Source organism: Paraburkholderia sp. BL25I1N1, assembly GCF_003002025.1.
Classification (GTDB): domain Bacteria; phylum Pseudomonadota; class Gammaproteobacteria; order Burkholderiales; family Burkholderiaceae; genus Paraburkholderia.
On record NZ_PVZB01000005.1, the window covers coordinates 151,567 to 176,702 of the forward strand.

The following is a 25,136-nucleotide window of genomic DNA, read 5'->3' on the forward strand; positions in this document are numbered from 1 at the left end:
TCTCCAAATTGCAATAACAACGTGCGCGACGACCTGCTGCAAGCGCTTCGAAAAACGCGGAAACCCTTACGTGACAAGGGAATCACGGATCGGCCAGGGTAAGGTTAAGGATTGCCACTATTGACGCTTGAAATGCGGCAGAGTAGGGCGAAAGAGCGGGGGCGGACGGCTCGCGGAGAGCGGTTTTGGCGGCGGAAATCGCCGGAATGCACAGGTGAGCGAAACAAAAAAGGCGCTAGAAAGCGCCTTGTAATACTACTTTGACTACAACCCAAATAGCGGGCTGCGTTTAAGTCATTATTTGAGCCTCTATTTAAGGCTGCCGGAGAGGAACTGCTTGAGCCGGTCGCTCTTCGTGTTCCTGAATACTTCGTCCGGGTGGCCTTCTTCTTCCACCCGGCCTTGATGCAGAAACATCACGTGATTCGACACGTTGCGCGCGAAGGCCATTTCGTGCGTGACGACGATCATCGTGCGGCCCTCTTCGGCGAGCGTCTGCATGACCTTGAGCACTTCGCCGACCAGTTCGGGATCGAGCGCGGAAGTCGGCTCGTCGAACAGCATCACATCCGGATGCATGGCCAGCGCGCGGGCAATCGCCACGCGCTGCTGCTGGCCGCCCGACAGATGCGACGGATACTGTTTCTCCAGGCGCGGCGCGAGCCCGACCTTTTCCAGATATTCGCGTGCGCGGTCTTCGGCTTCCTTGCGCTTCAGACCCAGCACGTTGACCGGCGCCTCGATGATGTTCTCGAGCACGTTCATGTGCGACCACAGGTTGAAGTGCTGGAACACCATCGACAGCCTGGTGCGCACCCGCTGCAGTTGCTTCGGGTCCGACACGCGCAGCGCGCCGTTCTTGCCGATCTGCGTGCGCACCTCTTCACCGTCGACGAAGATGCGTCCCGAGTTCGGCTGTTCGAGAAAGTTGATGCAGCGAAGCATCGTGCTCTTGCCCGAGCCGGACGAGCCGATCACGCTGATCACGTCGCCGGCGTTGGCCTTGAGCGACACGCCCTTGAGCACTTCGTTGTCGCCATACTGTTTGTGAAGCTCGTCGACGAATAGCTTCTGCTTCTTGGTGGTCATCAGGATCCTTGGGCGTGCTTACTTGCTGAGGGCGCGGTGCCTCGGGTTACTTGCCTTGCGGCCGCAAGTAAGCGAGCCAGCGGCGCTCGGCGCGGCGGAACAGCCACACGAGCGCGAAAGAAATGCACAGATAGAGCAGGGCGGCAATGCCGAACGCGTTGAACGACTGATACGTCGCGGAGTTCACATCGCGCGCGATCTTGAGGATGTCCGGCACGGTCGCGGTGAACGCGACCGTGGTGGCGTGCAGCATCAGGATCACTTCATTGCTGTAGTAGGGCAGTGCGCGGCGCAGGGCCGACGGCAGAATCACGCGCCGGTACAGCGTGAACGACGACATGCCGTACGCGCGCGCCGCTTCGATTTCGCCGTACGGCGTCGCCTTGATCGCGCCGGCGAAAATCTCGGTGGTGTACGCGCAGGTGTTCAGCGTGAAAGCGAGCAGCGTGCAATGCATGCCGTCGCGGAAGAACGCATTGGTGAGTTCGTGATTGCGAATGATCTCAAGACTGTACAAGCCGGTGTAGCAGAGCAGTAGTTGCACATACAACGGCGTGCCGCGAAAGATGTACGTATACAGCCACACCAGCGTGGAGAGCCACTTCTTCTTCGACACGCGGGCCACCGCGAGCGGAATCGACAGACAGAAGCCGAGCCCGATCGACACCACCAGCAGCCACAGCGTGATCGCGACGCCGGTGATGCGGTAGCCGTCGGTGTACAGATAATTGCGCCAGTATTCCTGAATGATCTCGATCATAGATCCGCCTTTCGCACGCCGGTCGAGTAACGCTTTTCGAGGTACATCAGCACGAAGTTGGACACTGTGGTGATGACGAGATAGATCGCCCCCGCGAACAGGGTGAAGAAGAAGAACCGCAACGTGCCCTTGCCCGCGTCCTGCGAAGCCTTGACCACGTCGGCGAGGCCGATGATCGACACCAGCGCGGTGGCCTTGACCATCACCTGCCAGTTGTTGCCGATGCCGGGCAGCGCGAAGCGCATCATCTGCGGGAACATCACGCGGGAAAACACCTGCCAGCCGGTCATGCCGTAAGCGGCGCCGGCTTCGAGCTGGCCGCGCGGCACCGCGAGGAACGCGCCGCGGAAGGTCTCGGTGAAGTACGCGCCGTAAATGAAGCCGAGCACCGCGACGCCGGCCACGAAAGGATCGATGTCGATCTGGTCCCAGCCAAGCAAGTCGGTCAGGTTGTTCAGCCAGATCTGGATGCTATAGAACAGCAGCAGCATCAGCACCAGGTCGGGCACGCCGCGCACGAGCGTGGTGTAGACGGTGCCGACGCCGTAGGAGAAACGGTTTTTCGACAGCTTCGCCGCCGCGCCGAGCAGGCCCAGCACGAAAGCGAACGCCAGCGACAACACCGCCAGCTTGACGGTCTGCCAGGTGCCGTTGAGGAGCAGCGGGCCGTAGCCTTGAAGGAACATAGGGGGTCCTTGACGATGTGTTTGCGACACACCGCGAAAGACGCGGCCAACTCTGCGCCGCGTTTGCCGCGAGCTTGGGGCTCGCTGTGACCTGCGGCGCACAGCGCACCGCTGTGCAAATCATGACTGCATGACCGTTGCCGGTCTTGCAGCGCGCTTTTCGACTCTTGTTGTGAAACTGCGGGTAAATCTACTGCCGACTGTATTACGAAGCCTCGCGAAAGCCCATGCGGGCGAGCCCCGAGTTTCGTGCGTGCTGCGTGTGTTTCCTCGATTCAGCGTCTGGACTTAATTGGCCGTCGCTATTCTAGGCGGTCAAAATTGTCGCGCCGCCCGGGCTTGCGGCTTCGGAGCGCGACGCGTCCATTCGATGCAACGAGACAGTCTGACGCGGGTCTGAAACCGGCCGCCGACCCACCGCGGCCCGCCATGCCGGACCCGCCGGTGCACGTTCGGCGCCAACGCGATCGCGAAAAGGGCGGTATTTTACCCGAACAGGGACGAGGCGCCAGTCCGGGACGCCGCCGGCGGCAAACTGGCGTGCGCGGCCGTTGTGCGAGCGCGACGTTATCGCGTTCCTTCACCACGCCCGATTGCACGGATTTATGAAACGATCCGGTGCACCCGCGCGGATTGTTTAGTGCAGGCCATGCCCATACATTCCCGGCATCACTGTTTACTCACCAGGAGTCCTTCCATGTTCGAGATTCGCCGCTCCGAAGAACGCGGTCACGCCAACCACGGCTGGCTCGACTCGTATCACAGCTTCTCGTTTGCCGACTATCGCGATCCTCAGCACGTGCATTTCGGCCCGCTGCGGGTCATCAACGAAGACCGTATCGCCGGCGGCGAGGGCTTCGGCACGCACGGCCATCGCGACATGGAAATCGTCACCTATGTGCTCGAAGGCGCGCTGGCCCATCGCGACAGCATGGGCAACGGCTCGACGATCCGTCCGGGCGACGTGCAGCGCATGAGCGCGGGGACCGGCGTGCAGCACAGCGAGTTCAACGCGTCGCAGGATGAGTCCGCGCATCTGTTGCAGATATGGGTGATTCCGCAGCGCGCGGGCGACCCGCCGAGCTACGAGGAAAAGCGTTTCGACGCCGCCGACAAGCGCGGCCGCCTGCGCGTGGTCGCTTCGCCCGACGGCCGCGACGGTTCGGTGACGATCCATGCGGACGCGTCGATCTACGCGGCGCTGATCGATGGCGAAGAAACGGCGACCTTCGCGCTGCCCAAAGGACGCCTCGCGTATGTGCACGTGGCGCGCGGCGCGCTGACGGTGAATGGAAAAGCGCTCCATGCAGGGGACGCCGCCAAGCTCAGCGACACGGAGACCGTTACCCTGGAGAAGGGCGAGAACGCTGAAGTGCTGCTGTTCGATCTGGGGCAGCTCAACGGCTAAGCCGTTGTCGCTCGGTGACGCTTTCACTGAAGGAATAGTTGAAGGCGCAACGAGCACGCCTCACGCATGCATCACGGCAGTCCGCGCGCATCGTGCCGCGCTGTAGTAAAAAAACGCCACGGAGGGCAAGCCTCCGTGGCGTTTTCGCATTCAGCAGCACAGACGGCCGACGACCACGCGAGCCGCCTGCGCATCTACACCGAGCCGCTTACTGATTGGCCGCCGGCGCCGAAGCCGCACCCTTACGCTGCTCCCAGTGCTCGCGCATCTTTTCATGACGCGACTCCATCTTCGCAAAGCGCTGTTTGAGCGCCGTGCTGACGGTGGTCTTTTGCTGGTCGTTCAGGCCGTTGTAGAACTTGAGCCACGCATCCGAGGTTTGCTGACGCAGTTGCGCGTCTTTCTGTTCGACCTGCTGGTGCGTGGCGGCCATGGCGTTCAGATCCAGGATCGGCTGCTGCTGCGCGGCCTTGAACTGGTTCTTGATCTGCTCATGGTTGGCGCGCATGGCTTCGTGGTTCTGCTTCATGGTGTCGAGCGCGGCCTGCCACTGCTTTTCCTGATCCGCGTTCAGCTTCAGCTGATCGTGGAGTTGCGTCAGTTCCTTCATGAAGTGACCGTGCCAGCCGCCAGGGCCGCCATGGTCGGCGGTGGGTTGTGCGGCATAGGCAGCGCCCGCGCCGATGGCGAGAGCAGTGGCGGCGACGGCGAGAACGCGCGAGATCTTTTTGGTAGACATGTGAGACTCCCTGTAATGGAATAGCCGACGATGCAACCGGTTAAAGTGGACGGCGTGCACTCGGTAAGACAGAGCGTAGAGAACTGCGCAGGTCGCTGTGTTACGTGGCAGGATGCGGCTGTTACGGGGGATTACGCACAGCTTTCACCGTAACACCCGGTAACCCTTGGGGCCGGTTTGAAATCCAAAACCCTTCCTGCCGCGCGTTAAACTTCATCCCATGGCTACTCAAATACTTGTTGTCGACGACGACGTCGAATTGCGCGATCTGCTCCGCGACTATCTGGCCCGCCAAGGCATCGAGGTTTCGGTGCTGCACGACGCGGGCTCGCTCGAGCGCAGGCTCGAACGCGAGCGTCCGGATTTGATCGTGCTCGACCTGATGATGCCGGGCGTCGACGGGCTCACCGCCCTGCGCAAGCTGCGCGCGTCGGGCGACGACATCCCCGTGATCATGCTCACGGCGCGGGCGGACGACGTCGACCGGATCGTCGGGCTGGAACTCGGCGCGGACGACTACCTCGGCAAGCCGTTCAATCCGCGCGAGCTGCTGGCGCGCGTGCAGGCCGTGCTGCGCCGGCGCCGCACGCTGCCGTCGGCGGCGGCGCCGGAACAGCGCGAGCCGTTCAACTTCGGCCGCTTCAAGCTCGACTTCCAGTCGCGCACGCTGCATCTGGAAGACAAGCCGCTCACGTTGTCGGGCAGCGAATTCGCGCTGCTGAAGATTTTCGTCAACCACCCAATGCGCACGCTCACGCGCGAGCGCCTGCTCGAACTGCTGCACGGTCCGGAATACGACGGCACCGACCGCGGTATCGACGTGCAGGTCTGGCGTCTGCGCCGCATTCTCGAAACCGACCCGTCCACGCCGCGCTTCATTCAAACGGTGCGCGGCCGCGGCTACGTGTTCGTGCCCGACGGCGAACAGAATGCGCCGGCCCATTGATTCGCTGTTCGGGCGGCTAGCGCTGCTGGTCGTCGCCGTGCTGCTGCTGTCGCATTTCGCGTGGTATGCGCTCATGCGCCTCGAACGCAGTCAGCTGCAAACACGCTACGCGGTCGAAGAAGCCACCTTTCTCGTCGACGCGGTGCGTCAGCACGTCGCCCGAACGCCGGATCAACCCTTGCCGTCGCGCGTCAAACTGGTCGACCCGGCGAGCCCGGAAGTGCCGCCGGAGGTCGCGGACATGCCGCCGCCACTCGAACGTTTCGTCGAAGACGTGCGCGATCGCATGCCGTCCGGCACGCAGGTGCGCATCGGCCAGCCGGGCCGCCCGCCCACGCTATGGGTGCGCGCGCCCTCCGACCGCAGCTGGATCGTCGTGCCGGTGCAGCCGTTGCGCACGCCGCGCTCGCTCGACCGCACGGTGCTGTGGCTTGCCATCATTTTCTCGTTCGCGGTGATGGCGGCGCTGTTCGCCGCCTGGGCGCTGCAGCAGCCGTTGCGCTCACTCGCCCAGGCGGTCGCGCGTTTTGGCCGCGGTCAGCCGGTGCCGCCGGTGCCGGAGCGCGGGCCGCGCGAGTTGCGTCAACTCACGCACGGTTTTAATCAGATGGTCCAGGAAGTGGCGCGCACGGAGAACGACCGCGCCGTGATGCTGGCGGGCGTGGCGCACGATCTGAAAACGCCGCTCGCGCGTTTGCGGCTGCGCGCCGAAATGATGGACGAAGCAAAGATGCGCGACGGCGTGGTGCGCGACGTCGATTCCATGACGCATATCGTCGAGCAGTTTCTGGTGTTTGCCCACGACGGCGCCGATCGCAGCGAGGCGGTCGAAGTGGACGCGCAGTGCGAACGGATCGTGCGCAGCTATCGCGCGGTGGCCTCCGGTACACCCACCGTGCAGACCGAACTCAACGCGGGGCCGGCGTTCCTGCTGCCGGCCGCCACACTCGACCGGATTCTGTCGAATCTGCTCGACAACGCGCATGCATACGGCGCGCCGCCGGTCGTCGTCGCCACGGCGCGTACTGCGGAAGGCTTCACTTTGTCGGTGAGCGACAACGGCAGCGGTATCGCGGCCCAAGATCTGATCAATGCGAGCCGGCCGTTCGTACGGCTCGATCCGGCGCGCGGCGGCAACGGCCATAGCGGTCTCGGGCTTGCCATTGTCGAACGGCTGGTGCGGCGTGCCGGTGGCGAGTGGGAAATCGGCAACCACGGCGGCCGTGGTTTGCGAGTCTTGATGAGCTTTCCGCTCGAAGTGTTGCCGCGGGCCGCGGCAACTTCGGAGAATGCCTGGGGTTAATCGGTGCGCGGCGCGGGCTCGGCAGTCCGTGCCGCGTCTTGAGATCCGGGCGCAAGATCCAGAAGGCGCCGCCGGAAACCGGCGTGCTAATCCGAGAACAACGTATTCAGCGCATTCGCCGCGTCGCTATCCACCGTATTCCACGTGACCGTTTCCGCTTCGAAAATATAGTGGGTGGTGTATTTGCCCAGACGTGCCAGGATCTCCTCCTGAATCAGTTCCGGCGCGACGGCCAGTTTCAGATACCACGCGGTGGACGACAGGCGCGTCTGGAACGCGCCGTATTCAGCCAGCAGATGGTCGAACGCGTCAGCATCCTGATCGCGGCAGACGATGACCAAATTTCCCTTCATGCGAATCTCCCGTTAAAGCGGTAGCGGCAACCTCGATATCAGGGTTGATGATACCTGCTTCGTCCGAGATGCCTGAGGGCGCGTCTTGCCCTGCGTCAGACGGCGGACTGATTGAGACGCCGGTGTCCGGCTTCTGCCGGACGCATCACCAGACGTTGGCCATTGTGCGGGCAGGCGGCGCGGTGTCGTCGGGCGGCAGGGCCTCGGTGCGGTCGCGGCCGCCCGATTTCGCCGCGTAAAGCGCCATGTCGGCGCGGCTCATGATCCGCTCGGGCAGATCGTCGGGCGAGAGTTCGGTAATGCCGATGCTCACACTCAAGCCCACCGAAGGCGGCAACTTCGGCGAAGGTATCGCTTTCAGGCGCAGCCGCAAGCGTTCGACGACTTCGTGGCCGCCGGCCAGATCGGTGGCCGGCAGCAGCAGACCGAACTCCTCGCCGCCCAGGCGGCCGATCGCGTCGGCGCCGCGCAGTTCGGCGCGGCAGGTATCGACGAAATGTTCGAGCGCGCGGTCGCCGGCCGCATGGCCAAAGCGGTCGTTGATCTGCTTGAAGTGGTCGAGGTCGGCGATCGCCATGCACAACGGTTCGTTGCCTGCGTGCGCGCGTTCGATCTCGTGGCGCAGCAGGTCGAGAAAGTAGCGCCGCGACAGCGCGCCGGTCAGCGCGTCGTGGCGCGCCTCAGCCGACAGCAGCGTGTTGGCGGATTGCAATTGTTCAGCGAGATCGCGCGTGGCGCGATGGTGGCGCCGCTCGCGCACATACGACACCGTGATCACCCACGCCAGCGCGACCGTGCCGGCCAGCGTCAGAAACACCAGCAAATGATCGCGCTTGTGATTGCGCAGCAGTTCCGGCCAGGCCACGAGCGGATCGACCAGATGCGCCGACAGTCCCGAGTTCAGGCCGCCGCGCGTCTGATAGAGCGACGGCATGGGTCGCTCGGGCATGCCGAATAGTTGCCCGGCCACGGCGGACGGCACCCACGGCGCCTGTTCGCGTACTTGCGAGTCCACGCTGATCTGGATGTCGGGAATCGTGTCGCGCAGATACGTGATCTTGCGCTCGGCCGGCGTCATGTGCGTGACGCGCGAGTTCGGCAGTGCGCGGCCTTCGAGCTCGCTGTTGTGCGCCATGATGATGACGCCGTTGTCGTCGGCGACGAAGGTGCCGGCGTGCGCGACCCAGTGGCGCAGCCGCGCGATGCCGACCTTCGCGACGACCACGCCGACCAGCAGGCCGTCCGCGTATGCGGGCGCGGCAATGAAGATGCCGGGCTCGCCGCTTGAGCGGCCGACGCCATAGGCTTCGGAGAACGCGCCGAGCAGCGCGTTCGTCAGATAGCCGCGCACCCGCATGTCGGTGCCGACGAAAGAGCGCTCGGCCGCGAGGGGATTGTCGATGGAGTTGCTCGAGGCGACGCAGACGCCGTTGGCGTTGACGAGCCAGATCTGGTCGAGCCCGGAGAAGCCTTGCGCGTCGTGCAGGAAGTTGCTCACGGCGCTCATCTGCGCGTCTTTGAGCAAGGCGGCGCGCAGGACGGGTTCCGTCACTCCACTCTTCACGGCATAATTCTGGGATTGCACCAGAGCGCGCTGGACCACGTCCATTTCGGCCATGGTGGCGGGGATGGCGCGAGACATCGCAAGGTCGCTGGCGATCACCTCCGCCATGTTGTCCACGATCGAGGTGGACATCTGCCGCTGCGCACGCAGGGCTGCGTCCAGCTCTTGCTGTACCATCCGGTCCGCAACCGTGCCGGCCACGAACCAGCAAACCAGGACGATCAGCATGAAGCTGACCGGTCCGGCTGCCTGGCGCAAGGTTGTCCTGTTCATCGACCCTCTGATCCGTCTGGCTGTGGCATGCAACTAGCTCATTCGTGGCAGCGCGCTCGCGCAGTTTCACCGCTGTGGAAGCGGTCGGCAATACGCCGTCGCTGTGGCCCGGGATAAACCGATAACAGGCGTCGTCTTCTGATTTTAACCGTCATGGGGCCAGACGCCACCGTTATTGCGGGAATGCGAAGTGCGTCCACCGCGTCCATCGGGTTCTTAACGGCAGCCCGGCCGGATTCTTGACGGTTGTTCGGGTTTGTCCGGTGAGTTCCAGGCCATCGAGGCAGCCCCGCAATGGTCGACGATGTGGCCGGTGCGCCACGATAAAAGATCGGCAGCAGGGTCGGCGCATGCTGACTTAAAGGGCGGTGAAAGCAGGTTCTCCGCTATTTATCGCTATTTGCCGCGAAAGGTTGTGCCTGAAACATAGGATGGTGTAGTGTCGTGCCGTCCAAAACAAGGAAAGCTCGCCAGCCCTTACGGGCGGCGCCTGCGGCGACAGGAGTCTGGCTTGACGGTTGAGGTCCTGGGCGGCTCGTCCACGGCACATTCGTCACCGGTTCACGTGTCTCCAACGCTAACGATTTACCGCGCATACGCGTTTTGCCATGCCTGATTTCCGCTTTCCGGACCGACCTTCAGATCGCCGCGCCGAAGCCGCATCCTCCTTGCTGGGCTTGAACGCCTGGTTCGTCGGGGAGGGTCTCTGATGGACTTCAGCTTCAATCTGAAGCGCACCGCCAATGCATCGGCATGGCGGGTGCTGCCCAATCGCTGGGACTTCGTCGCCTTCCCGCTGATCATCTGTTTGATCGCCATGGCGGCGATCGGCTTTCACGAGACCTTGGCGCCCATGTCGACGCTCAAGACTCAAGCCATCTCGCTCGATCCGGCCAACCTGCCTGAATATGCGATGCGCACCACGCTGCGCATGCTCGCGGCCATGGTCGCCTCGCTGATCTTTACGCTGGTGTATGGCACGCTGGCCGCCAAAAGCCGCCGCGCCGGCCTCGTGCTGGTGCCGATTCTCGACATCCTGCAGTCGGTGCCGGTGCTGGGCTACATTTCGTTTACGGTCACCTTCTTCCTGGCGCTGTTTCCAGGCCGCGTGCTCGGCGCCGAACTCGCGGCGATCTTCGCGATCTTCACGAGCCAGGCGTGGAACATGACGTTCAGCTTCTATCAGTCGCTGCGCACGGTGCCGCGCGATCTGGACGAAGTCTCGCGCGGCTTTCACCTGACTTCATGGCAGCGCTTCTGGAAGCTGGAAGTCCCGTTCTCGATGCCGGGCCTCATCTGGAACATGATGATGTCGATGTCGGGCGGCTGGTTCTTCGTGGTCGCCTCCGAGGCGATCACGGTCGGCAACAGAACGATCATCCTGCCGGGCATCGGCGCCTATCTCGCGCAAGCGATCTCGGATAAGAACCTGCACGCGATCGGCTGGGTGATCCTCGCCATGACGGTCGTGATTCTCGCCTACGACCAGTTGCTGTTCCGCCCGCTCGTCGCGTGGGCCGACAAGTTCCGCATGGAAAACACCAGTTCGGGCGACGCGCCGGAATCGTGGCTGCTCGATCTGATTCGCCGCACCCGCCTGATCCACCGCTTGCTGGTGCCGCTCGGCTGGATGTTCGCCAAGGCCGCGCGCGTGCCGTTCCGGCTGCCGGCGTTCCAGGGGCCGCGCTTCCAGATTCCGCAGATGCAGAAGAGTTCGCGCGTCGGCGATATCGTGTGGGCAGCGCTGGTGCTGCTCACGACCGTCTACGTGGTGTATCGCGTCGTGATCTATGTGCGCACCGGCGTGTCGCTGGACGAAGTCTGGCACGTGTTCGTGCTCGGACTGATCACGCTGCTGCGGGTGGTGGTGCTGATCGCGATCGCCTCCGTGATCTGGGTGCCGGTGGGTGTGCTGATCGGCTTACGCCCGGCGCTCGCCGAGAAGATCCAGCCGCTCGCGCAGTTCCTCGCCGCGTTCCCGGCCAATCTGCTGTTCCCGGTGTTCGTGATCGCGATCGTGCGCTTCCATCTGAACCCGGACATCTGGCTGTCGCCGCTGATCGTGCTCGGCACGCAGTGGTATATCCTGTTCAACGTGATTGCCGGCGCGACCTCGTATCCGAACGACTATCGCGAGGCGGCCAAGAACTTCCACATTCGCGGCTGGCAGTGGTGGCGCCAGGCGATTCTGCCGGGCATTTTCCCGTACTACGTCACGGGCGCGATCACTGCGTCGGGCGGCGCGTGGAATGCGAGCATCGTTGCGGAATTCGTGCAGTGGGGCGACACCAAGGTGGCCGCGCACGGACTCGGCGCCTATATCGCGCAGTCCACCGCCGCGGGCGATTATCCGAAGATCATCGTGGGTATCGCCGTGATGTCCCTGTTCGTGACTCTGTTCAACCGCCTGCTGTGGCGTCCGATGTACGCCTACGCCGAAGCCAAGCTCCGGCTCGATTGAAGAAATAAAGGCAAAACGCGATGCAAAATCCTAAAGCTGCTATGACCGCCGCGCCGATCCAGATTCCGCCGAAGCCGCCGCGCCTCGGCGAAGAGATCCTGCGCGTCAAGGACGTGTGCCGCGGGTTCAACAAGTCGCAGGGCGAACTGCTCGTCCTCGACGACGCAAACCTGTCGCTGCGCGAAGGCGAGATCGTGGGATTGCTGGGCCGTTCGGGCTCGGGCAAGTCGACGCTGTTGCGCATCATCGCCGGTCTGATCGAGCCGACCGACGGCGAAGTCACCTATATGGGCAAGCCGCTCGACGGTCCCGCCAAGGGTGTCGCGATGGTGTTCCAGACGTTCGCGCTGTTCCCCTGGCTGACCGTACTGCAAAACGTGGAAGCGGGTCTCGAAGCGCAAGGCGTCGGCGCGAGCGAGCGGCGTACGCGCGCGCTGGCGGCGATCGACCTGATCGGTCTGGACGGTTTCGAAAACGCCTATCCGCGCGAGCTGTCGGGCGGCATGCGCCAGCGCGTCGGATTTGCGCGCGCGCTGGTGGTCGATCCCACGCTGCTGCTGATGGACGAGCCGTTTTCCGCGCTCGACGTGCTGACCGCCGAAACCCTGCGTACCGACCTGCTCGATCTGTGGACGCAAGGCCGCATGCCGATCAAGGCCGTGCTGATCGTCACGCACAACATCGAGGAAGCGGTGTTCATGTGCGATCGCATTCTGGTGTTGTCGTCGAATCCGGGCCGCGTGATCGCCGAGATCAAGGTGCCGTTCAAGCATCCGCGCAATCGTCTCGATCCGGCGTTCCGTAAGCTGGTGGACGACATCTACGCGAAGATGACCGCGCGTCAGACCGACGAAAAGACCCGGAAGGGGCTCGAGCTGCACAGCTGGCTGCCGCACGTGTCGACCAACCTGATGGCCGGTCTGATCGAAACGCTGGCCGCCGCGCCGTACCACGGCCGTGCGGACATGCCGGAAATCGCGCGCTCGCTGCACCTCGAGGTCGACGATCTGTTCCCGGTCGCTGAAGTGCTGCAGCATCTCGGTTTCGCGGATATCCGCGAGGGCGACATTTTCCTGACGCCGCCGGCGCGCGTGTTCTCCGAGTTCGGCACTCAGGAACGCAAGATGATGTTCGCCGAACATCTGCTGCGTCACGTGCCCCTCGCCGCGCGAATCAAGACGGTGCTCAACGAACGGCCGGGGCATCGCGCGCCGCGCGTGCGCTTCGAGCAGGAGCTGGAGGATTTTCTGTCGGACAGCGCCGCGGAAGAGACGCTCGACGCGGTCATCAACTGGGGCCGTTATGGCGAGATCTTCTCGTACAACGACCAGACCGAAATCTTCAGTCTGGAAGACGTGGAGTCTTGAGCGCGCCCGCGTTGCGCGTTTGAGTCGATCAAGACGCGTGAGGCCGGTTCGAAGCAAAAACGGCAGGGGCGACCCTGCCGTTTTTTCATTGCCGTGCAGTTATTGCAGACTGCCCCAGCGCGTGACGGCCGGTTCCGCGGACGCCCACTTCCAGCCCTTTTCCTGCTGACACGCGCTCGCCGTATACCAGTCCTCATGCGCGGTCGGTCCGTCGCCGTCCTGTACCGAGAAGACGAATTCCTTGCAGAGCGCGAGGGCCGAGCCGAACGCGCGCGTTACGCGCACCTGGCCGTGGCCATTCTCGATCGGCAACGTGTGCTTGACCGCCCACGGCCGTGTCTCGCCGACCGGCATGGCGCCCGCCAACGCGGCGATCATGTTCTGCTGATCGGTGTGCATGACGCGCATGTAGTGGCCGACGGCCTCGTCGGTCGCAGCCTGCACGGCAATGCCGACACCGATGGCAATGGCCGGATTGGATGTCACCAGCCCGGACGCGACGCCCGCTGCCGCGCCGCTCGCCGCGCCGACCGACGAGCAGCCGCTCGTCAGCACACTTGCGCCGACGCACAACGCGCCGGCCAGCACCAGCCGCAGCCGGCTGCCGGACCAGGCGGCGAGGCGAGGGCGGCGCGCCGTGAGGGCAGCCGTATGCGAACGCGCCGTCATTGCAACGCGCCCCAACGTTCGGTAGCGGGTTCGGCCGACGCCCATTTCCAGTTGTCGCCGTCGCGGCAAATCGAAGCGACGTAAAACGCGCTGCTTGCCGGCACGTTCTTGGTGGCCGTCTGATCGACCGAGAAGACGATTTCCTTGCAGTCGAGCGCGCCCGCGCTGATTGTGCGGCTGACAGTAACGCGGCCGTGCTCGTCGTCTTCAATCGGCATCGAGTGGGTCACACTCCACGGGGCGATTGCGCCGACGTCGAGCGGCCCGGCGATTTTGGCGATGCCGTCCTGCGTATTCTTGTGAACCACGCGCTCGGAGTACTGGACACCCGCACGCGCTGCGGCCACTGCGCCAAGACCGATGCCGGTCGCGACGGCCGCGTTGCTGGTGACTTTCGCCGCGAGCGCGGCGCCTGCGATACCGGCTCCGGCGGTCGCGCCTTCTGAATAGAGCGAGCTACAGCCGCTCAGCGCCGACGAGATCACCACGGCTAGAGCAACGAGCGCCGTTGCATTGGGACGTCCGCGCCCGGCGGTTCTTTTTGCCCATTCGGCCCACACCATACTTTTTTGCATTTCCCTGTCTCTGCTCCTGCAAGTGCCTTTCATTCACGCTCGACAACCGTTACGCGAACGAGCAACACGCGTTCCCCACCTAGCAATGCGTGTGCCGCATTTTGCAGGATGCTATTTGTAATTGGCAGAGGGAAAATGCAAGCAATTGCAAAAGATGGTGCGAGACAAAAGGATTTCTGTTTGGGCAGAACCCATTTTGATTGGCGGTGCGAACGGATTTGGTTTGCTTTTCAAGACGCACGAAGTGGGCTTGCTTGCAGCGTTTGGTCAGCCGCTGAAGCCCGGCGAGCACTTGATCACTCCGGCACGCGAGGCACGCACTCATGCCGCTTCACTCCATGAGTGCCGCGGCATAAGTTCATTGGTCGAGGTCCTCTTCGGCGCTTTCGTCGCCGTAAGCGCTCAAGCGGTTGTACAAGGTTTTCAGACTTACGCCGAGCGCTTTGGCCGCGCGCCGTTTGTCGCCGCCGCAATATTTGAGCGTGCCGAGAATGATCTGCTTTTGCGCGTCGGCGAGCGGCGTGCCGATCCATACGCTCATCGCGTCGCCCTGCGTTGTCGGCTTTTTCACGCGCGACGCGAGATGCGGATGCGGCAACTCCACGATCTTTTCCGCAAGAATGAATGCGCGATAGACGGCGTTTTTCAACTCGCGCACGTTGCCCGGCCATGACCAGGTGCGCAGCGTTTCGATTGAGCGCTTGCTGAAACTTTTGCTCGTGCCTTCCTGCTGATTCAGCAGCGCGAGGAAGTGTTGCGCGAGCAGTTCGCGGTCATTCTCACGTTCGCGCAGCGGCGGCGCGCGCAGCGGAAAAACCGCGAGCCGGTACATGAGGTCTTCACGCAGACCGTTTTCCTTGACGGCCACCGCGGGGTCGCGATTGGTCGCGGCGATCACGCGCACGTTGCCGCTGATCAGGTCGTTGCCGCCGACCCGATAGAAGGTGCCGGTTTCCAGCGCGCGCAGCAGCTTGACCTGGCGCACCGGCGCCATCTCGGTAATTTCGTCGAGGAACAGCGTGCCGCCGTTCGCGTGTTCGAAGTAGCCGACGCGGCCCTGGACGGCGCCCGTGAAGCTGCCTTTCTCGTGGCCGAACAGTTCGGCTTCGATGAGTTCGTCGGGAATCGCGCCGCAATTCACCGCGACGAACGGTGCTTCCCTGCGGTTGCTTTGATCGTGAATCGTGCGGGCGATCAGCTCCTTGCCCGTGCCCGATTCGCCGATGATCAGCGCGGTCGCGTCAGTGCCCGCCACGCGCTCGATCTGCTGGTACAGATCCAGCATTACCGGCGACGAGCCATACAGCAAGCCGTACGATTTGAGTCCCACGATGCCGTCCGCGACGCGCTGCTTCGCCATTGCCGAAGCATTGCCTCCGCCGGTGACGGTGGGCGAGGCGAGGTCGATTGACGCCATAAACGGGGGTCCTGTGCAAATGAATGTGTTGTTACGGCGCGCAGGCCTGGAACGAGATTAACCAGCGAGGCCGCTATCTCTCAAACGTTGATTTAACCACTTTGGCACCGTTTTCGGCAAACGATCTGAGGGTTGGAAAACTACGTGGCGCCAGATCGGTCGAAACTGCCCGGCTCGCGGTTTGCTCGCTATGAGCAAGGCGAACTTACCGGGCACGGCGATTGCGAAACCGATCCGACACGCGTGTGCTTTTTCATGCGATCGCATGGCATATGTTGCGCGACGGCGGCGATCGGCATTCGCCAATTTGCAGCGTTATGCGCACTCGCCGGAACGCACACGCAACGCCGAACTCAGACCAGGAGTGAATGATGACTGACACCACGCAACAGCTTGCACTCGGCGGCCAGAAGATTGTCGAGGATCTGCGAGTGCTGCTGAAGGACTCGGAGGAAATGCTGCGCCTTGCCGCCAATGTGCCGGGCGAAGGCGTCGGCGCATTGCGCGACAAACTCGGCACGCACGTCGAGACCCTGCAATCGGCGCTTGGCGACGCACAGCAGAATGCGCAGCGGCGTTATCGAGCCGCCACCATCAATACCGAACGCTACGTGCGGCACAACCCGTGGCGTTCGATCGGCATTGCCGCGGGCGTCGGCTTTGTACTCGGCGTGCTCACCGCGCGCTAAGGCGCTTCACAGTTTTAATCCGCTTCATGACGACAAGGAGTTCACGATGGCACGACCCAAGATCGGCATCTTCGGCGCACTGATGGCGCTCGGCGGCTTTCTGGCAGTGCGCTACGTGCAGCAGCGCAACCGCGCCGCGCAAGTCCCGGTGGCGCGCGAGTTGAACCGGTGGGAAAACGAGGGCGGTACGGTCGCGGCGCCGACGGCCAATCAGGCGACCACGACGGGTGGCGCAAGCCCGAGCGCGCATGGCGCCAACGGCTCCGCTTACCCGAACGGCAACGGCGGCCCCTGGCCGTTCCCGCGTAGTTGAGCCATTTGTCTGCACTGCATTGCCGGCTCGCCGCAGGGCCGGCGGCGCCCGGTATGCATTGCTAATTTGTCTCTGTAAAGCCGTATAATAGGTAAATAAACAACAATGACGGTTTGGGCGGGTGGGTTTGCCCTCATATTGTTGCAAGATTGAATCAAGTCGTTCGGCTTGGCGTGTTGGGTTGGAGTTGGTGGGCGCTCACATTAGCGCCCGCGGCAACGGCCAGACGACAGGTCGACGGCACGCATTTCAACATGCGCCTTTGCATGTTTTCCCACACCCACGCTTGCAGGCTTTCGAGACGCGATGCCACATGTACTGATTGTCGATGACGATGCCGGTACCCGCGAGGCACTTTCCGCCATCATCGGGGAAGATGGCCTGACCACCGCCACCGCGGGCGATTTGCGCGAAGCGCGCATTCAACTGGTCCGGCAGATGCCGGACGTCGTTTTTACGGACCTGAAGCTGCCGGACGGCAGCGGGGTCGACCTGTTCGAAGATCTGGATCCGCGCTCCGGCGTGGAAGTGATCGTGATTACCGGCCATGCCACGGTGGAGTCGGCCGTCAACGCGCTAAAGATGGGCGCCACCGATTATCTGGTCAAGCCGATCAACATGCAGCGCGTCAAGGCGATTCTCTCGCGCTTGCCGCGCGCCGGCGACCTGAAGGCGGAAATCGGCACGTTGCGCGGCGAACTGCGCCGCATGGGCCGCTTCGGCCTGATGCTCGGCAATTCGCCGGCCATGCAGGAGGTCTACGACCAGATCGGCCGGGTTGCGCCGACGGCGGCCTCGGTCATGCTGGTGGGCGAGTCGGGCACCGGCAAGGAAGTCGCCGCGCAGACGCTGCACCAGCTCAGCTTGCGTCGCAAGCACGCGTTCCTCGCTGTGAACTGCGGCGCGATTTCGCCGAACCTGATCGAATCGGAAATGTTCGGCCACGAGCGCGGCTCGTTTACCGGCGCGGATCGTCAGCACAAGGGCTATTTCGAGCGCGCGAACGGCGGCACGCTGTTCCTCGACGAAATCACCGAGATGCCGATCGAGTTGCAGGTGAAGCTGTTGCGCGTGCTCGAAACCGGCATGTTCATGCGGGTCGGCACGACCAAGGAAATCGAAACCGACGTGCGCCTGATTGCGGCGACCAACCGCGATCCCGAGCAGGCCGTGCTGGAAGGCAAGCTGCGGCTCGACTTGTACCACCGGTTGAACGTGTTTCCGATCAGCCTGCCGCCCTTGCGCGAGCGGGGCAAGGATGTGGAACTGCTGGCCCAGGCGTTCCTCGACGAACTCAACGAACGCCACAGCACGAAGAAGCATTTCCCCGCAGCCGTGAAGGACATGCTGATGTCCTATCCGTGGCCGGGCAATGTGCGCGAATTGAAGAATTACGTGCAGCGCGCGCACATCATGTCCGGTACGGATTCGGACAGCACGGCAACGGTGCCGCTGCAGATCACGCTGTCGAAGCCCGCGGCCGGTACGGCGATCACGATTCCATTCGGCACGTCGCTCGCCGAAGCGGATCGTCAACTGATCCTGGCCACGCTCGAGCAGTGCGGCGGCGTGAAGACGCGAGCCGCCGAGATTCTCGGCATCAGCTTGAAGACGTTATATAACCGCCTCGTCGAATACGGCAACGACGCGCGTGAAGACGGCGACGCCGCCGACGAGTCGCGCGCATTGGGCGGCGCGGACGCTTAACGCCGCCAGCGCCGCTGACACATCCGGCGCAACCAGCCGGCGCAACCAGCCGGGGGCGCAACCGTAACGGCACAAGCCTTGCTGCGAACCAATGGAACGCAAACGAGGATAAATAATATGCCGGACTACGCTGCCGCCCCCGCGCTTCCCCTGCCGATTCAGGCTCATCGTCCCGAGCCGATCGAGCCGCCGTCGCCGCCTCCGATTGCGCCGCCGAGTCCAGGCGAACCCGACACCATTCCGGTTCCAGGTCCCAGTCCCGATCCGAGTCCGCAACCCATCGAACCGATCGAGCCCGTCGCTCCGCCAATCGGCGATCCGCCGCCGCAGCCGACCCAAACGCCACAAGCCGGTCAGCGTTAGCCGTCGCGAATGCCGCGTATGCAACTCTGACACGTTCTTCGGTTGCGCCGCAGTATGGCGCGCCGAATTTATGTATTTGTTACAAAGCCGGCGCATCTTTTACCGGCAATTTACCGTCGCGACCCCTAGACTGTATTGACGCCGCCAATCTGGCGGCGGGCTTCCCGCGGAGGCGTGGATCATGAGACATCCAGCATTGCGACGTTCAGCGCGCCATTCGAAGCGCGACTCCCGGCCGGCCGGCACCAAGGAGAGTCCGCCTGAATTGCACGATCCCGCAGGGCAGAACCGCATCGCGCCCGACGCGCCACCGGACGGCGAGCACAACCAGGGCGGCGTGCGTCAGGAAGGGCTGGAGTACCAGCGCGACCTCGGCTCGGAACAGGACGCCTGAGCCGATTGACGACCGGTAAGAGGCCTTCCGGTTTCGTCATACAAAGCAGAAAAAATTTCTTCGCGGCCGGGTGGCGCCGCGCGTTTTTGCTCGTCAGTCACATTTGCATACATTTTTATTTCTGCGACTGTTAAAAACGGCACGCGACTTGCATGCATCTTTTCGACACATATCCGTATGCAACGAAACAACTGAACTAGGTGGAGCACCAATGAGCAGACTGATCGTGGTATCGAATCGTGTCGCGCCGACTCAGGAAGGCCGTCCCGCAGCGGGCGGTCTCGCTATCGGCGTGCTGGACGCGCTGAAGGAAAGCGGCGGGGTCTGGTTCGGCTGGAGCGGCGAGACGGTGAGTGAGCCCAGCGCTCCGGTGATAGAAAAACAAGGCAATGTGACGTACGCAACGGTGGGCCTGACCAAGCGCGACTACGACCAGTATTACCGCGGCTTTTCCAATGCGACGCTGTGGCCGACGTTCCACTATCGCAATGACCTGTCGCGCTACGACCGGCAGGAATACGCGGGGTATCAACGTGTCAACGCGACGCTGGCCAAGCAGCTCAAGGCGCTGCTCAAGCCCGACGACATCATCTGGGTTCACGACTATCATCTGCTGCCGTTCGCGCGCTGCCTGCGCGAACTCGGCGTGAAGAATCCGATCGGCTTCTTCCTGCATATTCCGTTTCCGGTGCCGGAAGTGCTGCGCACGATTCCGCCGCACGAAGAACTGGTCAAGGCCATGTGCAGCTACGACGTGATCGGCTTCCAGACCGATGCGGATCGCCAGTCGTTCGTCGACTTTATCGAGCGCGGCCAGCACGGCACCTCGAGCGAAGACGGTATGGTGCACGCGTATAACCGTTTCCTGAAGGTGGGCGCGTATCCGATCGGGATCTATCCAGACGCGATCGCCAAGGCCGCCGAGCAATTCACCGACCGTAAGCCGGTGCGCAGCCTGCGCGATGGCATGCGCGGACGCAAGCTGATCATGAGCGTCGACCGCCTCGATTATTCGAAGGGTCTGGTGGAGCGCTTCCAGGCGTTCGAGCGGTTGCTGCTGAACGCACCGGGTTGGCACGGTCGCGTGTCGCTCGTGCAGATCGCGCCGCCGACGCGCGCCGACGTCACGACCTACCAGCGGATTCGTCAGACGCTCGAGGGCGAAGCGGGCCGCATCAACGGTCGCTTTGCGCAACTCGACTGGACGCCCATCCAGTACCTGAACCGCAAATACGAGCGCAATCTCTTGATGGCGCTCTTCCGTCAGTCGCAGGTCGGCTATGTGACGCCGCTGCGCGACGGTATGAATCTCGTCGCAAAGGAGTACGTGGCGTCACAGGATCCGGCCGACCCGGGCGTGCTCGTGCTGTCGCAGTTCGCCGGCGCGGCCGAGCAGCTGCCTGGCGCACTCGTCGTCAATCCGTTCGATCTGTCACAGATGGCCGAGGCGCTGGAACGCGCGCTCTCCATGCCGCTCGCCGAGCGTCAGGCACGGCATGCCGACATGATGGCGCCAATGCGCGAGAACAATCTGTCGGTGTGGCGCGATACCTTCCTCGCGGATTTGCGCAACGTCGCGACGGCATCGTCGGTGGCGGCCAAAGCGGTAAAGCGCGCTGACGTGACCGCGCCGTCGTTGCCGGAGTAACGGTCGCGCGGCTAGCGTGAGAGCCGCGCGTGCTGGTCACGTCATCTGATTGGCGGTGTGAAAGTAGAAGCGAAGGGCGTGGCTCGCACAACGTGAGCCACGCCCTTTTTGCATTCGTACGGCTGAAAAAATCCCTTGCGCTGAACTCAGTCAGGCCGGCTGCACATTGGCATGGTGCCTGACGCGCATCGTGCTGATCACCGCGGCGACCGCCGAAAAACACGCGGCCACGTAGAGCGCGATGGTCGGTCCATGCTGTGGCGCGATGCCGAAGATCAGCGCGACCAGCGCCGCGCCGAGCGTCTGGCCGGTCAGGCGCGCGGTGCCGAGCATGCCGCTCGCGCCGCCGCTGCGCTCGCGCGGCGCGGCAGACAGCATGGTGCGATTGTTCGGCGACTGGAAGATGCCGAAGCCGGCGCCGCACAAGGCCATGCGCCAGGCGATTTGCATGGCGTCCGGATGCGCGCCGAGTGTGGCGAGCAGCAGCAACCCGGCCGTCATCGCGGCAAGTCCGATGCCGCCCAGCCATCCCGACGACACCTTGTCCGACAGTACGCCCGCAATCGGCGCCGCGATGATGATCACGGCAGGCCACGGCGTCATGAGCAGACCGGTTTCCACCTGCGACAAACCCAGCGAGTCCTGCAGCATGAACGGCAGCGACACGAAGGCGAGCATCTGCGCGCAGAACGAACAGACCGACGTGCCGATCGAGAGCGCGAAGATGGGAATCCTGAGCAAATCGATCGGCAGCAAGGGCGCGGGCTGCGTCAACTGACGGCGCACGAAGAAATAGCCGATCACCAGCGCGCCGAGCGCTTCGAGCGCGACGTAGCGGAATCCCTCGCCGTGGCCGAGTCCGTCGACCGCGAAGATCAGCAGGCCGAAGACAAATGCGTTCATCACCGCGCTCAAATAGTCGTACGGCGATTCGTGGCCGGGGTTCATCGGCAACGCCTTGAAGCCGCCGACGATTGCCGCGATGCCGATCGGCACGTTGATGGCGAACAGCCACGGCCATGAGGCGACCGCGAGCACGCCGGAAGCCACGGTCGGCCCCACCGCCGACGACACCGCGACCACCATCGCGTTGATGGAGACGCCGCGTCCGAGCTGCGCGGGCGGATAGATCATGCGTACCAGCGCCGTATTCACGCTCATGATGCCGGCCGCGCCGAAGCCTTGGATCACGCGAGCGAGCGCGAGCGTCGGCAGCGAAGTCGACAACGCACAACCGAACGACGCCACCGTGAACAGGATCAGCCCGGCCAGATAAATGCGCCGGTAACCGATGCGGTCGCCGAGCGAGGCGAGCGGCAACAGCGAGATGGTGATCGCGAGCTGATAGGCGTTGACGACCCAGATCGAGCCGGCCGCGCTGGCGTGCAGATTGCGCGCGATAGTCGGCAGCGCCACGTTGGCAATCGCGCTGTCAAGCACCGCAAGCGTGAGGGAGAGCGCGATAACCAGCATCGCCCAGTAGCGCTGCGGAATCGGCAAACCTTGTTCGGTGTCCTTGCGCAGCGATGTGTCGAGGGCGAGGGTGTCGGCCGCTTCGGCGGCGATGGTGCCGTCGGCGCCGTCCTTGCGCGGTGGTTGTGCTTGCATCGATTGTTCGAGTTTTAGTGGGGCGGCTCGCCGCTCGCGCGCGCCGCGTGCCGCTTTCAAGGAGCCGGCGCAGCCTGAGCGCGCCGGCCGGCGCGTCTCCCGCGTTATTTGAGTTCGTACAGACCGGTGTGAGTGGTCGAATCGAGTTCGTTCAGATGCGTCATAAAGCGCGCCACCGCGTTGGTGGTGTCCGCGTTGATCGGCAGACTCGGCACGCGCAGCGCATGCAGACGGAAGATGTAGCGATGCGCCTTGTCGCCCCGCGGCGGCGCGGCGCCGCCGAAGCCGACCGTGCCGTAGTCGTTGCGCACCTGCAGCGCGCCTTGCGGCAGCAGCGAGCCGTCCGACTTGCCGGCGTTGCGCGGCAGCGAACGGGCGTCACCCGGAATATTCACCACGACCCAGTGCCAGAACCCGCTGCCGGTGGGCGCGTCGGGATCGTGAACGGTGAGCGCGAAGCTTTGCGTGTCGGGGGGCGGCGCCTCCCAATGCAACGCGGGCGAGATGTTCTCGCCGTCCACGCCAAAGGCCTTGTCGTGATATTCGTGGGCTTTCGGCATGAAGCCGTTGGTGGGAAATTCGTCGGACCAGAGACGGAAATCTGCCATGGTGTGCCTCCCTTCTTGAGTGGTTCTGGGATGGTCGGGGCGGGCGGTTTTGCGGCCGGTTTGCAGGGCAGGGCGCCGTGCGGAAGTACCCCGAGTTAGCCAATCGAGTGTATCACCAGCGGCCTGAAGATTCGTGCGGCCGGGCGGACTACAAGCGGCTTTCAGCCGCGTTCCTCGAAGCTCGGCGCGTCGCTCTTCAGCCACTCGACGAGCCGCTGCAAGACACCTTCGATATCGCGATTGGCGCCACGCAAAGCGCATTCCCATACCACCGCGACGCGCCAGCCGCTGGCGAGCAGCGCCGCGCAAACCTTGTCGTCGTTGCTGCGATTGCGGCCGATCTTGTCGCGCCAGAATTCCGGCCGCGTTTGCGGCCATTTGAAAAGATGACAGTCGTGGCCGTGCCAGAAGCAGCCGTGCACCAACACCACGGCGCGGTAGCGCGGTAAGACGATGTCCGGGCGTCCGGGCAGATCGCGCGCATCCAGCCGGAAGCGAAAGCCCTGTCGATGCAACAGGCTGCGGATCAGAATTTCCGGTTTGGTGTTGCGGCCGCGAATGCCGGACATCATCCGGCTGCGGGTGGCGCTATCGACGATGTCGACCATCGCTTCTAGCGCTTGAAAAGCGGGTCGGCGCGCCGGCTATTCACACCGACTGACCGATCACGCGTAGAGCGAGAGCGTTTGCTTCGAATCATGGCGAGTTTCCTCGGCGAGCAGAGCTTGCACGTGCGGCAGCATGATGCGCGCCACTTCGCGCATTACCGGCATCACGACGCTGTTGCCGAACTGCCGGTAGGCTTGCGTGTCGCTCACCGGGATTCTGAAGGTATCGGGAAAGCCCATCAGCCGCGCGCATTCACGCGGCGTGAGGCGGCGTGGGCGCAGCGACTCGCCCTGATAGACCAGGATCTCGGAGCCGTCCTTGTGATAACGCGCCGACAGCGTGCGCGTCACGCTGGTCGGATAAGCCATGCCGAAGCCGAAGCCGTTGCCCGCCGCACGATGTTTCTCCGCGTAGTTCTGCAGGTAAGTCCAGAGATTCGGCGTGAGTGTGTACTTGGGTTGCACGCGTCGGCCGGCGTGGTCGAAGAAGCGGTCGTGGTCCCACGGCAGCACCGGCTCGCTGCCATCCGTGCGATGCAGAATCGAGCCGAGACGCGGGCCTTCTTCCGGCAGGCGCAGGTCGTCCCACGAAAACAAAGTCTTGCCGCGAAAGCCGACGATGATGATCCGTTCCCGATGCTGCGGCGTGAAATGCTGGCCGTCGACCACGCGATAGTGCACTTCGTAGCCGAGTTCGTCGCGCAAGGTTCGCAGGATCACGTCGAAGGTGCGGCCCTTGTCGTGCGAGAGCAGGTTCTTCACGTTCTCCAACAGGAACGCGGCGGGTCGTTTGGCTGCGATGATCCGCGCGACATCGAAAAAGAGCGTGCCCTGGGTCGTGCATTCGAAGCCGTGCGGCCGGCCCAGCGCATTCTTCTTGCTCACACCCGCGATCGAAAACGGCTGGCACGGGAAGCCGCCGAGCAACACGTCGTGGCTCGGCACGTCCTCAGCCGGAAACGAGACGATGTCGCCGATCAGCGCATGCTCGGCGCCGCCGGGATAATTCTCGCGGTAGGTCCTGGTCGAAAAGTCGTTCCACTCGCTCGTAAAGACGCAGTCGCCGCCGTGCGCCTCGAAGCCCATGCGAATTCCGCCGATGCCGGCGAACAGGTCGATAAAGCGGAACTGAGCGTCGCCGCCCACGCTGCCGCGGGTTCGCACGCGGTTTCGCAGCAGATCGCGCAAGGCCGGTTCAAGCATCGCCGGGCACTGCGTTTCGCCTTTTTCCCAGCGACGTACCGTCTTGATGTCCTTGCCGACATGCGCGGCGATTTCGCGTTGAGTGAAGCGGGCGCGCGCTTGCTTGAGCAGTGCGAGCGGTGCGGCGACGGTCACGGGTATCCTTGCTGGGAATTTTTGCGGACATTATGACCTAAGGTCGTCCCATTTCCCTATTTTTTGCGTGGCTTGGGCAGAAAATTTCGCACGTTTGAAACACTGCACAGGCGAGTCCACGGCTAAATGCGGCTGTCACAGTTGCGCGTGTACGCTTATAACGTGACGCGAATTCCCCGCGTTGCGACGTGTTGAGGCCGCGGCATGGTTCGCGGCCTTTTTTTATCGCGAGCAAATGGAATGCCGCCGG

General features: G+C 63.4%; 24 protein-coding genes. 11 read left to right on the plus strand and 13 right to left on the minus strand.

Annotated features, from left to right (window positions below):
* Positions 1–309: 309 nt before the first annotated feature.
* Genes B0G73_RS09330 through B0G73_RS09340 form a run of 3 tightly spaced genes read right to left on the minus strand, consistent with a single transcriptional unit; the run spans position 310 to position 2,535 of the window.
* The gene (locus B0G73_RS09330) at positions 310–1,089 is read right to left on the minus strand and encodes an ABC transporter ATP-binding protein (protein ID WP_106280031.1); all 780 of its coding nucleotides are present in this window, start codon (positions 1,087–1,089) and stop codon (positions 310–312) included.
* 46 nt (positions 1,090–1,135) lie between these two features.
* Complete coding sequence (locus B0G73_RS09335) at positions 1,136–1,849, minus strand: ABC transporter permease (RefSeq protein WP_106280033.1); 714 nt, start codon at positions 1,847–1,849, stop codon at positions 1,136–1,138.
* Positions 1,846–2,535, minus strand: coding sequence for an ABC transporter permease (locus B0G73_RS09340; RefSeq protein WP_106280035.1), 690 nt, complete (start codon positions 2,533–2,535; stop codon positions 1,846–1,848). Before B0G73_RS09340 ends, B0G73_RS09335 begins: the two co-directional genes overlap by 4 nt.
* A gap of 697 nt (positions 2,536–3,232) precedes the next feature.
* Here B0G73_RS09340 and B0G73_RS09345 point away from each other — a divergent pair.
* Positions 3,233–3,943: a pirin family protein gene (locus B0G73_RS09345; RefSeq protein WP_106280036.1), complete on the plus strand. Its 711-nt coding sequence runs from the start codon at positions 3,233–3,235 to the stop codon at positions 3,941–3,943.
* A 208-nt stretch (positions 3,944–4,151) separates the two neighbouring features.
* Here B0G73_RS09345 and B0G73_RS09350 read toward each other — a convergent pair whose 3' ends face one another.
* Positions 4,152–4,682, minus strand: a complete 531-nt coding sequence (locus B0G73_RS09350) for a periplasmic heavy metal sensor (RefSeq protein ID WP_106280038.1) — start codon at positions 4,680–4,682, stop codon at positions 4,152–4,154.
* 220 nt (positions 4,683–4,902) lie between these two features.
* Here B0G73_RS09350 and B0G73_RS09355 point away from each other — a divergent pair, with 220 nt between their 5' ends.
* Complete coding sequence (locus B0G73_RS09355; protein WP_106280040.1) at positions 4,903–5,628, plus strand: response regulator; 726 nt, start codon at positions 4,903–4,905, stop codon at positions 5,626–5,628.
* On the plus strand, positions 5,612–6,931 hold the full coding sequence (locus B0G73_RS09360; protein WP_106280042.1) for an ATP-binding protein: 1,320 nt from the start codon (positions 5,612–5,614) through the stop codon (positions 6,929–6,931). Before B0G73_RS09355 ends, B0G73_RS09360 begins: the two co-directional genes overlap by 17 nt.
* Before the next feature lie 86 nt (positions 6,932–7,017).
* On the opposite strand, the gene B0G73_RS09365 is transcribed toward B0G73_RS09360, so the two are convergent.
* Positions 7,018–7,284: a hypothetical protein gene (locus B0G73_RS09365; protein WP_074763386.1), complete on the minus strand. Its 267-nt coding sequence runs from the start codon at positions 7,282–7,284 to the stop codon at positions 7,018–7,020.
* A gap of 145 nt (positions 7,285–7,429) precedes the next feature.
* A complete protein-coding gene (locus B0G73_RS09370; protein ID WP_106280044.1) occupies positions 7,430–9,121 on the minus strand; it encodes a sensor domain-containing diguanylate cyclase in 1,692 nt (563 codons plus the stop codon).
* Between the two features lie 709 nt (positions 9,122–9,830).
* On the opposite strand from B0G73_RS09370, the gene B0G73_RS09375 reads away from it, so the two are divergent.
* Positions 9,831–11,582 (plus strand): ABC transporter permease subunit, encoded by a 1,752-nt coding sequence (locus B0G73_RS09375; RefSeq protein WP_106280046.1) that lies wholly within the window; start codon positions 9,831–9,833, stop codon positions 11,580–11,582.
* Between the two features lie 20 nt (positions 11,583–11,602).
* Entirely contained in the window at positions 11,603–12,949 is a 1,347-nt protein-coding gene (locus tag B0G73_RS09380; protein WP_106280048.1) for an AAA-associated domain-containing protein, read from the plus strand.
* 99 nt (positions 12,950–13,048) lie between these two features.
* Here the strand turns inward: B0G73_RS09380 and B0G73_RS09385 are convergent, their stop codons facing one another.
* The 3 genes from B0G73_RS09385 to B0G73_RS09395 form a co-directional block, all read right to left on the minus strand.
* Positions 13,049–13,618, minus strand: a complete 570-nt coding sequence (locus B0G73_RS09385; RefSeq protein WP_106280050.1) for a hypothetical protein — start codon at positions 13,616–13,618, stop codon at positions 13,049–13,051.
* A complete protein-coding gene (locus B0G73_RS09390; protein WP_106280051.1) occupies positions 13,615–14,193 on the minus strand; it encodes a hypothetical protein in 579 nt (192 codons plus the stop codon). The genes B0G73_RS09385 and B0G73_RS09390 overlap by 4 nt, the downstream gene beginning before the upstream one ends.
* 358 nt (positions 14,194–14,551) lie before the next feature.
* Positions 14,552–15,610, minus strand: coding sequence for a sigma-54-dependent Fis family transcriptional regulator (locus B0G73_RS09395; protein WP_106280053.1), 1,059 nt, complete (start codon positions 15,608–15,610; stop codon positions 14,552–14,554).
* Positions 15,611–15,981: 371 nt separating this feature from the next.
* Between B0G73_RS09395 and B0G73_RS09400 the strand changes: the two genes are divergently transcribed.
* The 6 genes from B0G73_RS09400 (at position 15,982) to otsA (ending at position 20,724) form a co-directional block, all read left to right on the plus strand.
* On the plus strand, positions 15,982–16,299 hold the full coding sequence (locus B0G73_RS09400; protein WP_106280054.1) for a YqjD family protein: 318 nt from the start codon (positions 15,982–15,984) through the stop codon (positions 16,297–16,299).
* A 46-nt stretch (positions 16,300–16,345) separates the two neighbouring features.
* Positions 16,346–16,612 carry a hypothetical protein gene (locus B0G73_RS09405; protein ID WP_106280056.1) on the plus strand — a complete coding sequence of 89 codons (267 nt, stop codon included), beginning with the start codon at positions 16,346–16,348 and terminating at the stop codon, positions 16,610–16,612.
* A 306-nt stretch (positions 16,613–16,918) separates the two neighbouring features.
* Positions 16,919–18,319, plus strand: a complete 1,401-nt coding sequence (locus B0G73_RS09410) for a sigma-54 dependent transcriptional regulator (RefSeq protein WP_106280057.1) — start codon at positions 16,919–16,921, stop codon at positions 18,317–18,319.
* A 117-nt stretch (positions 18,320–18,436) separates the two neighbouring features.
* Positions 18,437–18,682, plus strand: coding sequence for a hypothetical protein (locus B0G73_RS09415; protein ID WP_106280059.1), 246 nt, complete (start codon positions 18,437–18,439; stop codon positions 18,680–18,682).
* 181 nt (positions 18,683–18,863) lie between these two features.
* Positions 18,864–19,076: a hypothetical protein gene (locus B0G73_RS09420; RefSeq protein WP_106280061.1), complete on the plus strand. Its 213-nt coding sequence runs from the start codon at positions 18,864–18,866 to the stop codon at positions 19,074–19,076.
* A gap of 211 nt (positions 19,077–19,287) precedes the next feature.
* Positions 19,288–20,724, plus strand: coding sequence for an alpha,alpha-trehalose-phosphate synthase (UDP-forming) (gene otsA, locus B0G73_RS09425; RefSeq protein WP_106280063.1), 1,437 nt, complete (start codon positions 19,288–19,290; stop codon positions 20,722–20,724).
* Between the two features lie 150 nt (positions 20,725–20,874).
* On the opposite strand, the gene B0G73_RS09430 is transcribed toward otsA, so the two are convergent.
* The 4 genes from B0G73_RS09430 to dcm all read right to left on the minus strand — a co-directional run bounded on the left by B0G73_RS09430 (position 20,875) and on the right by dcm (position 24,886).
* Positions 20,875–22,332, minus strand: a complete 1,458-nt coding sequence (locus B0G73_RS09430; RefSeq protein ID WP_106280065.1) for an MFS transporter — start codon at positions 22,330–22,332, stop codon at positions 20,875–20,877.
* Positions 22,333–22,436: 104 nt separating this feature from the next.
* Complete coding sequence (locus tag B0G73_RS09435; protein ID WP_106280066.1) at positions 22,437–22,940, minus strand: YbhB/YbcL family Raf kinase inhibitor-like protein; 504 nt, start codon at positions 22,938–22,940, stop codon at positions 22,437–22,439.
* 161 nt (positions 22,941–23,101) lie between these two features.
* On the minus strand, positions 23,102–23,548 hold the full coding sequence (locus B0G73_RS40425) for a very short patch repair endonuclease (protein ID WP_116119296.1): 447 nt from the start codon (positions 23,546–23,548) through the stop codon (positions 23,102–23,104).
* Between the two features lie 57 nt (positions 23,549–23,605).
* Positions 23,606–24,886 (minus strand): DNA (cytosine-5-)-methyltransferase, encoded by a 1,281-nt coding sequence (gene dcm / locus B0G73_RS40430; protein WP_181196515.1) that lies wholly within the window; start codon positions 24,884–24,886, stop codon positions 23,606–23,608.
* Positions 24,887–25,136 lie beyond the last annotated feature (250 nt).

Coding starts and splice junctions, on each gene's coding strand:
- B0G73_RS09415 (WP_106280059.1), top strand. CDS start 18,437: ATGCCGGACTACGCTGCCGCCCCCGCGCTTCCCCTGCCGATTCAGGCT.
- B0G73_RS09405 (WP_106280056.1), top strand. CDS start 16,346: ATGGCACGACCCAAGATCGGCATCTTCGGCGCACTGATGGCGCTCGGC.
- otsA (WP_106280063.1), top strand. CDS start 19,288: ATGAGCAGACTGATCGTGGTATCGAATCGTGTCGCGCCGACTCAGGAA.
- B0G73_RS09345 (WP_106280036.1), top strand. CDS start 3,233: ATGTTCGAGATTCGCCGCTCCGAAGAACGCGGTCACGCCAACCACGGC.
- B0G73_RS09410 (WP_106280057.1), top strand. CDS start 16,919: ATGCCACATGTACTGATTGTCGATGACGATGCCGGTACCCGCGAGGCA.
- B0G73_RS09340 (WP_106280035.1), bottom strand. CDS start 2,535: ATGTTCCTTCAAGGCTACGGCCCGCTGCTCCTCAACGGCACCTGGCAG.
- B0G73_RS09395 (WP_106280053.1), bottom strand. CDS start 15,610: ATGGCGTCAATCGACCTCGCCTCGCCCACCGTCACCGGCGGAGGCAAT.
- B0G73_RS09430 (WP_106280065.1), bottom strand. CDS start 22,332: ATGCAAGCACAACCACCGCGCAAGGACGGCGCCGACGGCACCATCGCC.
- B0G73_RS09385 (WP_106280050.1), bottom strand. CDS start 13,618: ATGACGGCGCGTTCGCATACGGCTGCCCTCACGGCGCGCCGCCCTCGC.
- B0G73_RS09330 (WP_106280031.1), bottom strand. CDS start 1,089: ATGACCACCAAGAAGCAGAAGCTATTCGTCGACGAGCTTCACAAACAG.
- B0G73_RS09365 (WP_074763386.1), bottom strand. CDS start 7,284: ATGAAGGGAAATTTGGTCATCGTCTGCCGCGATCAGGATGCTGACGCG.
- B0G73_RS09350 (WP_106280038.1), bottom strand. CDS start 4,682: ATGTCTACCAAAAAGATCTCGCGCGTTCTCGCCGTCGCCGCCACTGCT.
- B0G73_RS09335 (WP_106280033.1), bottom strand. CDS start 1,849: ATGATCGAGATCATTCAGGAATACTGGCGCAATTATCTGTACACCGAC.
- B0G73_RS09400 (WP_106280054.1), top strand. CDS start 15,982: ATGACTGACACCACGCAACAGCTTGCACTCGGCGGCCAGAAGATTGTC.
- B0G73_RS09435 (WP_106280066.1), bottom strand. CDS start 22,940: ATGGCAGATTTCCGTCTCTGGTCCGACGAATTTCCCACCAACGGCTTC.
- B0G73_RS09360 (WP_106280042.1), top strand. CDS start 5,612: ATGCGCCGGCCCATTGATTCGCTGTTCGGGCGGCTAGCGCTGCTGGTC.
- B0G73_RS40425 (WP_116119296.1), bottom strand. CDS start 23,548: ATGGTCGACATCGTCGATAGCGCCACCCGCAGCCGGATGATGTCCGGC.
- B0G73_RS09380 (WP_106280048.1), top strand. CDS start 11,603: ATGCAAAATCCTAAAGCTGCTATGACCGCCGCGCCGATCCAGATTCCG.
- B0G73_RS09375 (WP_106280046.1), top strand. CDS start 9,831: ATGGACTTCAGCTTCAATCTGAAGCGCACCGCCAATGCATCGGCATGG.
- B0G73_RS09355 (WP_106280040.1), top strand. CDS start 4,903: ATGGCTACTCAAATACTTGTTGTCGACGACGACGTCGAATTGCGCGAT.
- B0G73_RS09390 (WP_106280051.1), bottom strand. CDS start 14,193: ATGCAAAAAAGTATGGTGTGGGCCGAATGGGCAAAAAGAACCGCCGGG.
- B0G73_RS09370 (WP_106280044.1), bottom strand. CDS start 9,121: ATGAACAGGACAACCTTGCGCCAGGCAGCCGGACCGGTCAGCTTCATG.
- B0G73_RS09420 (WP_106280061.1), top strand. CDS start 18,864: ATGAGACATCCAGCATTGCGACGTTCAGCGCGCCATTCGAAGCGCGAC.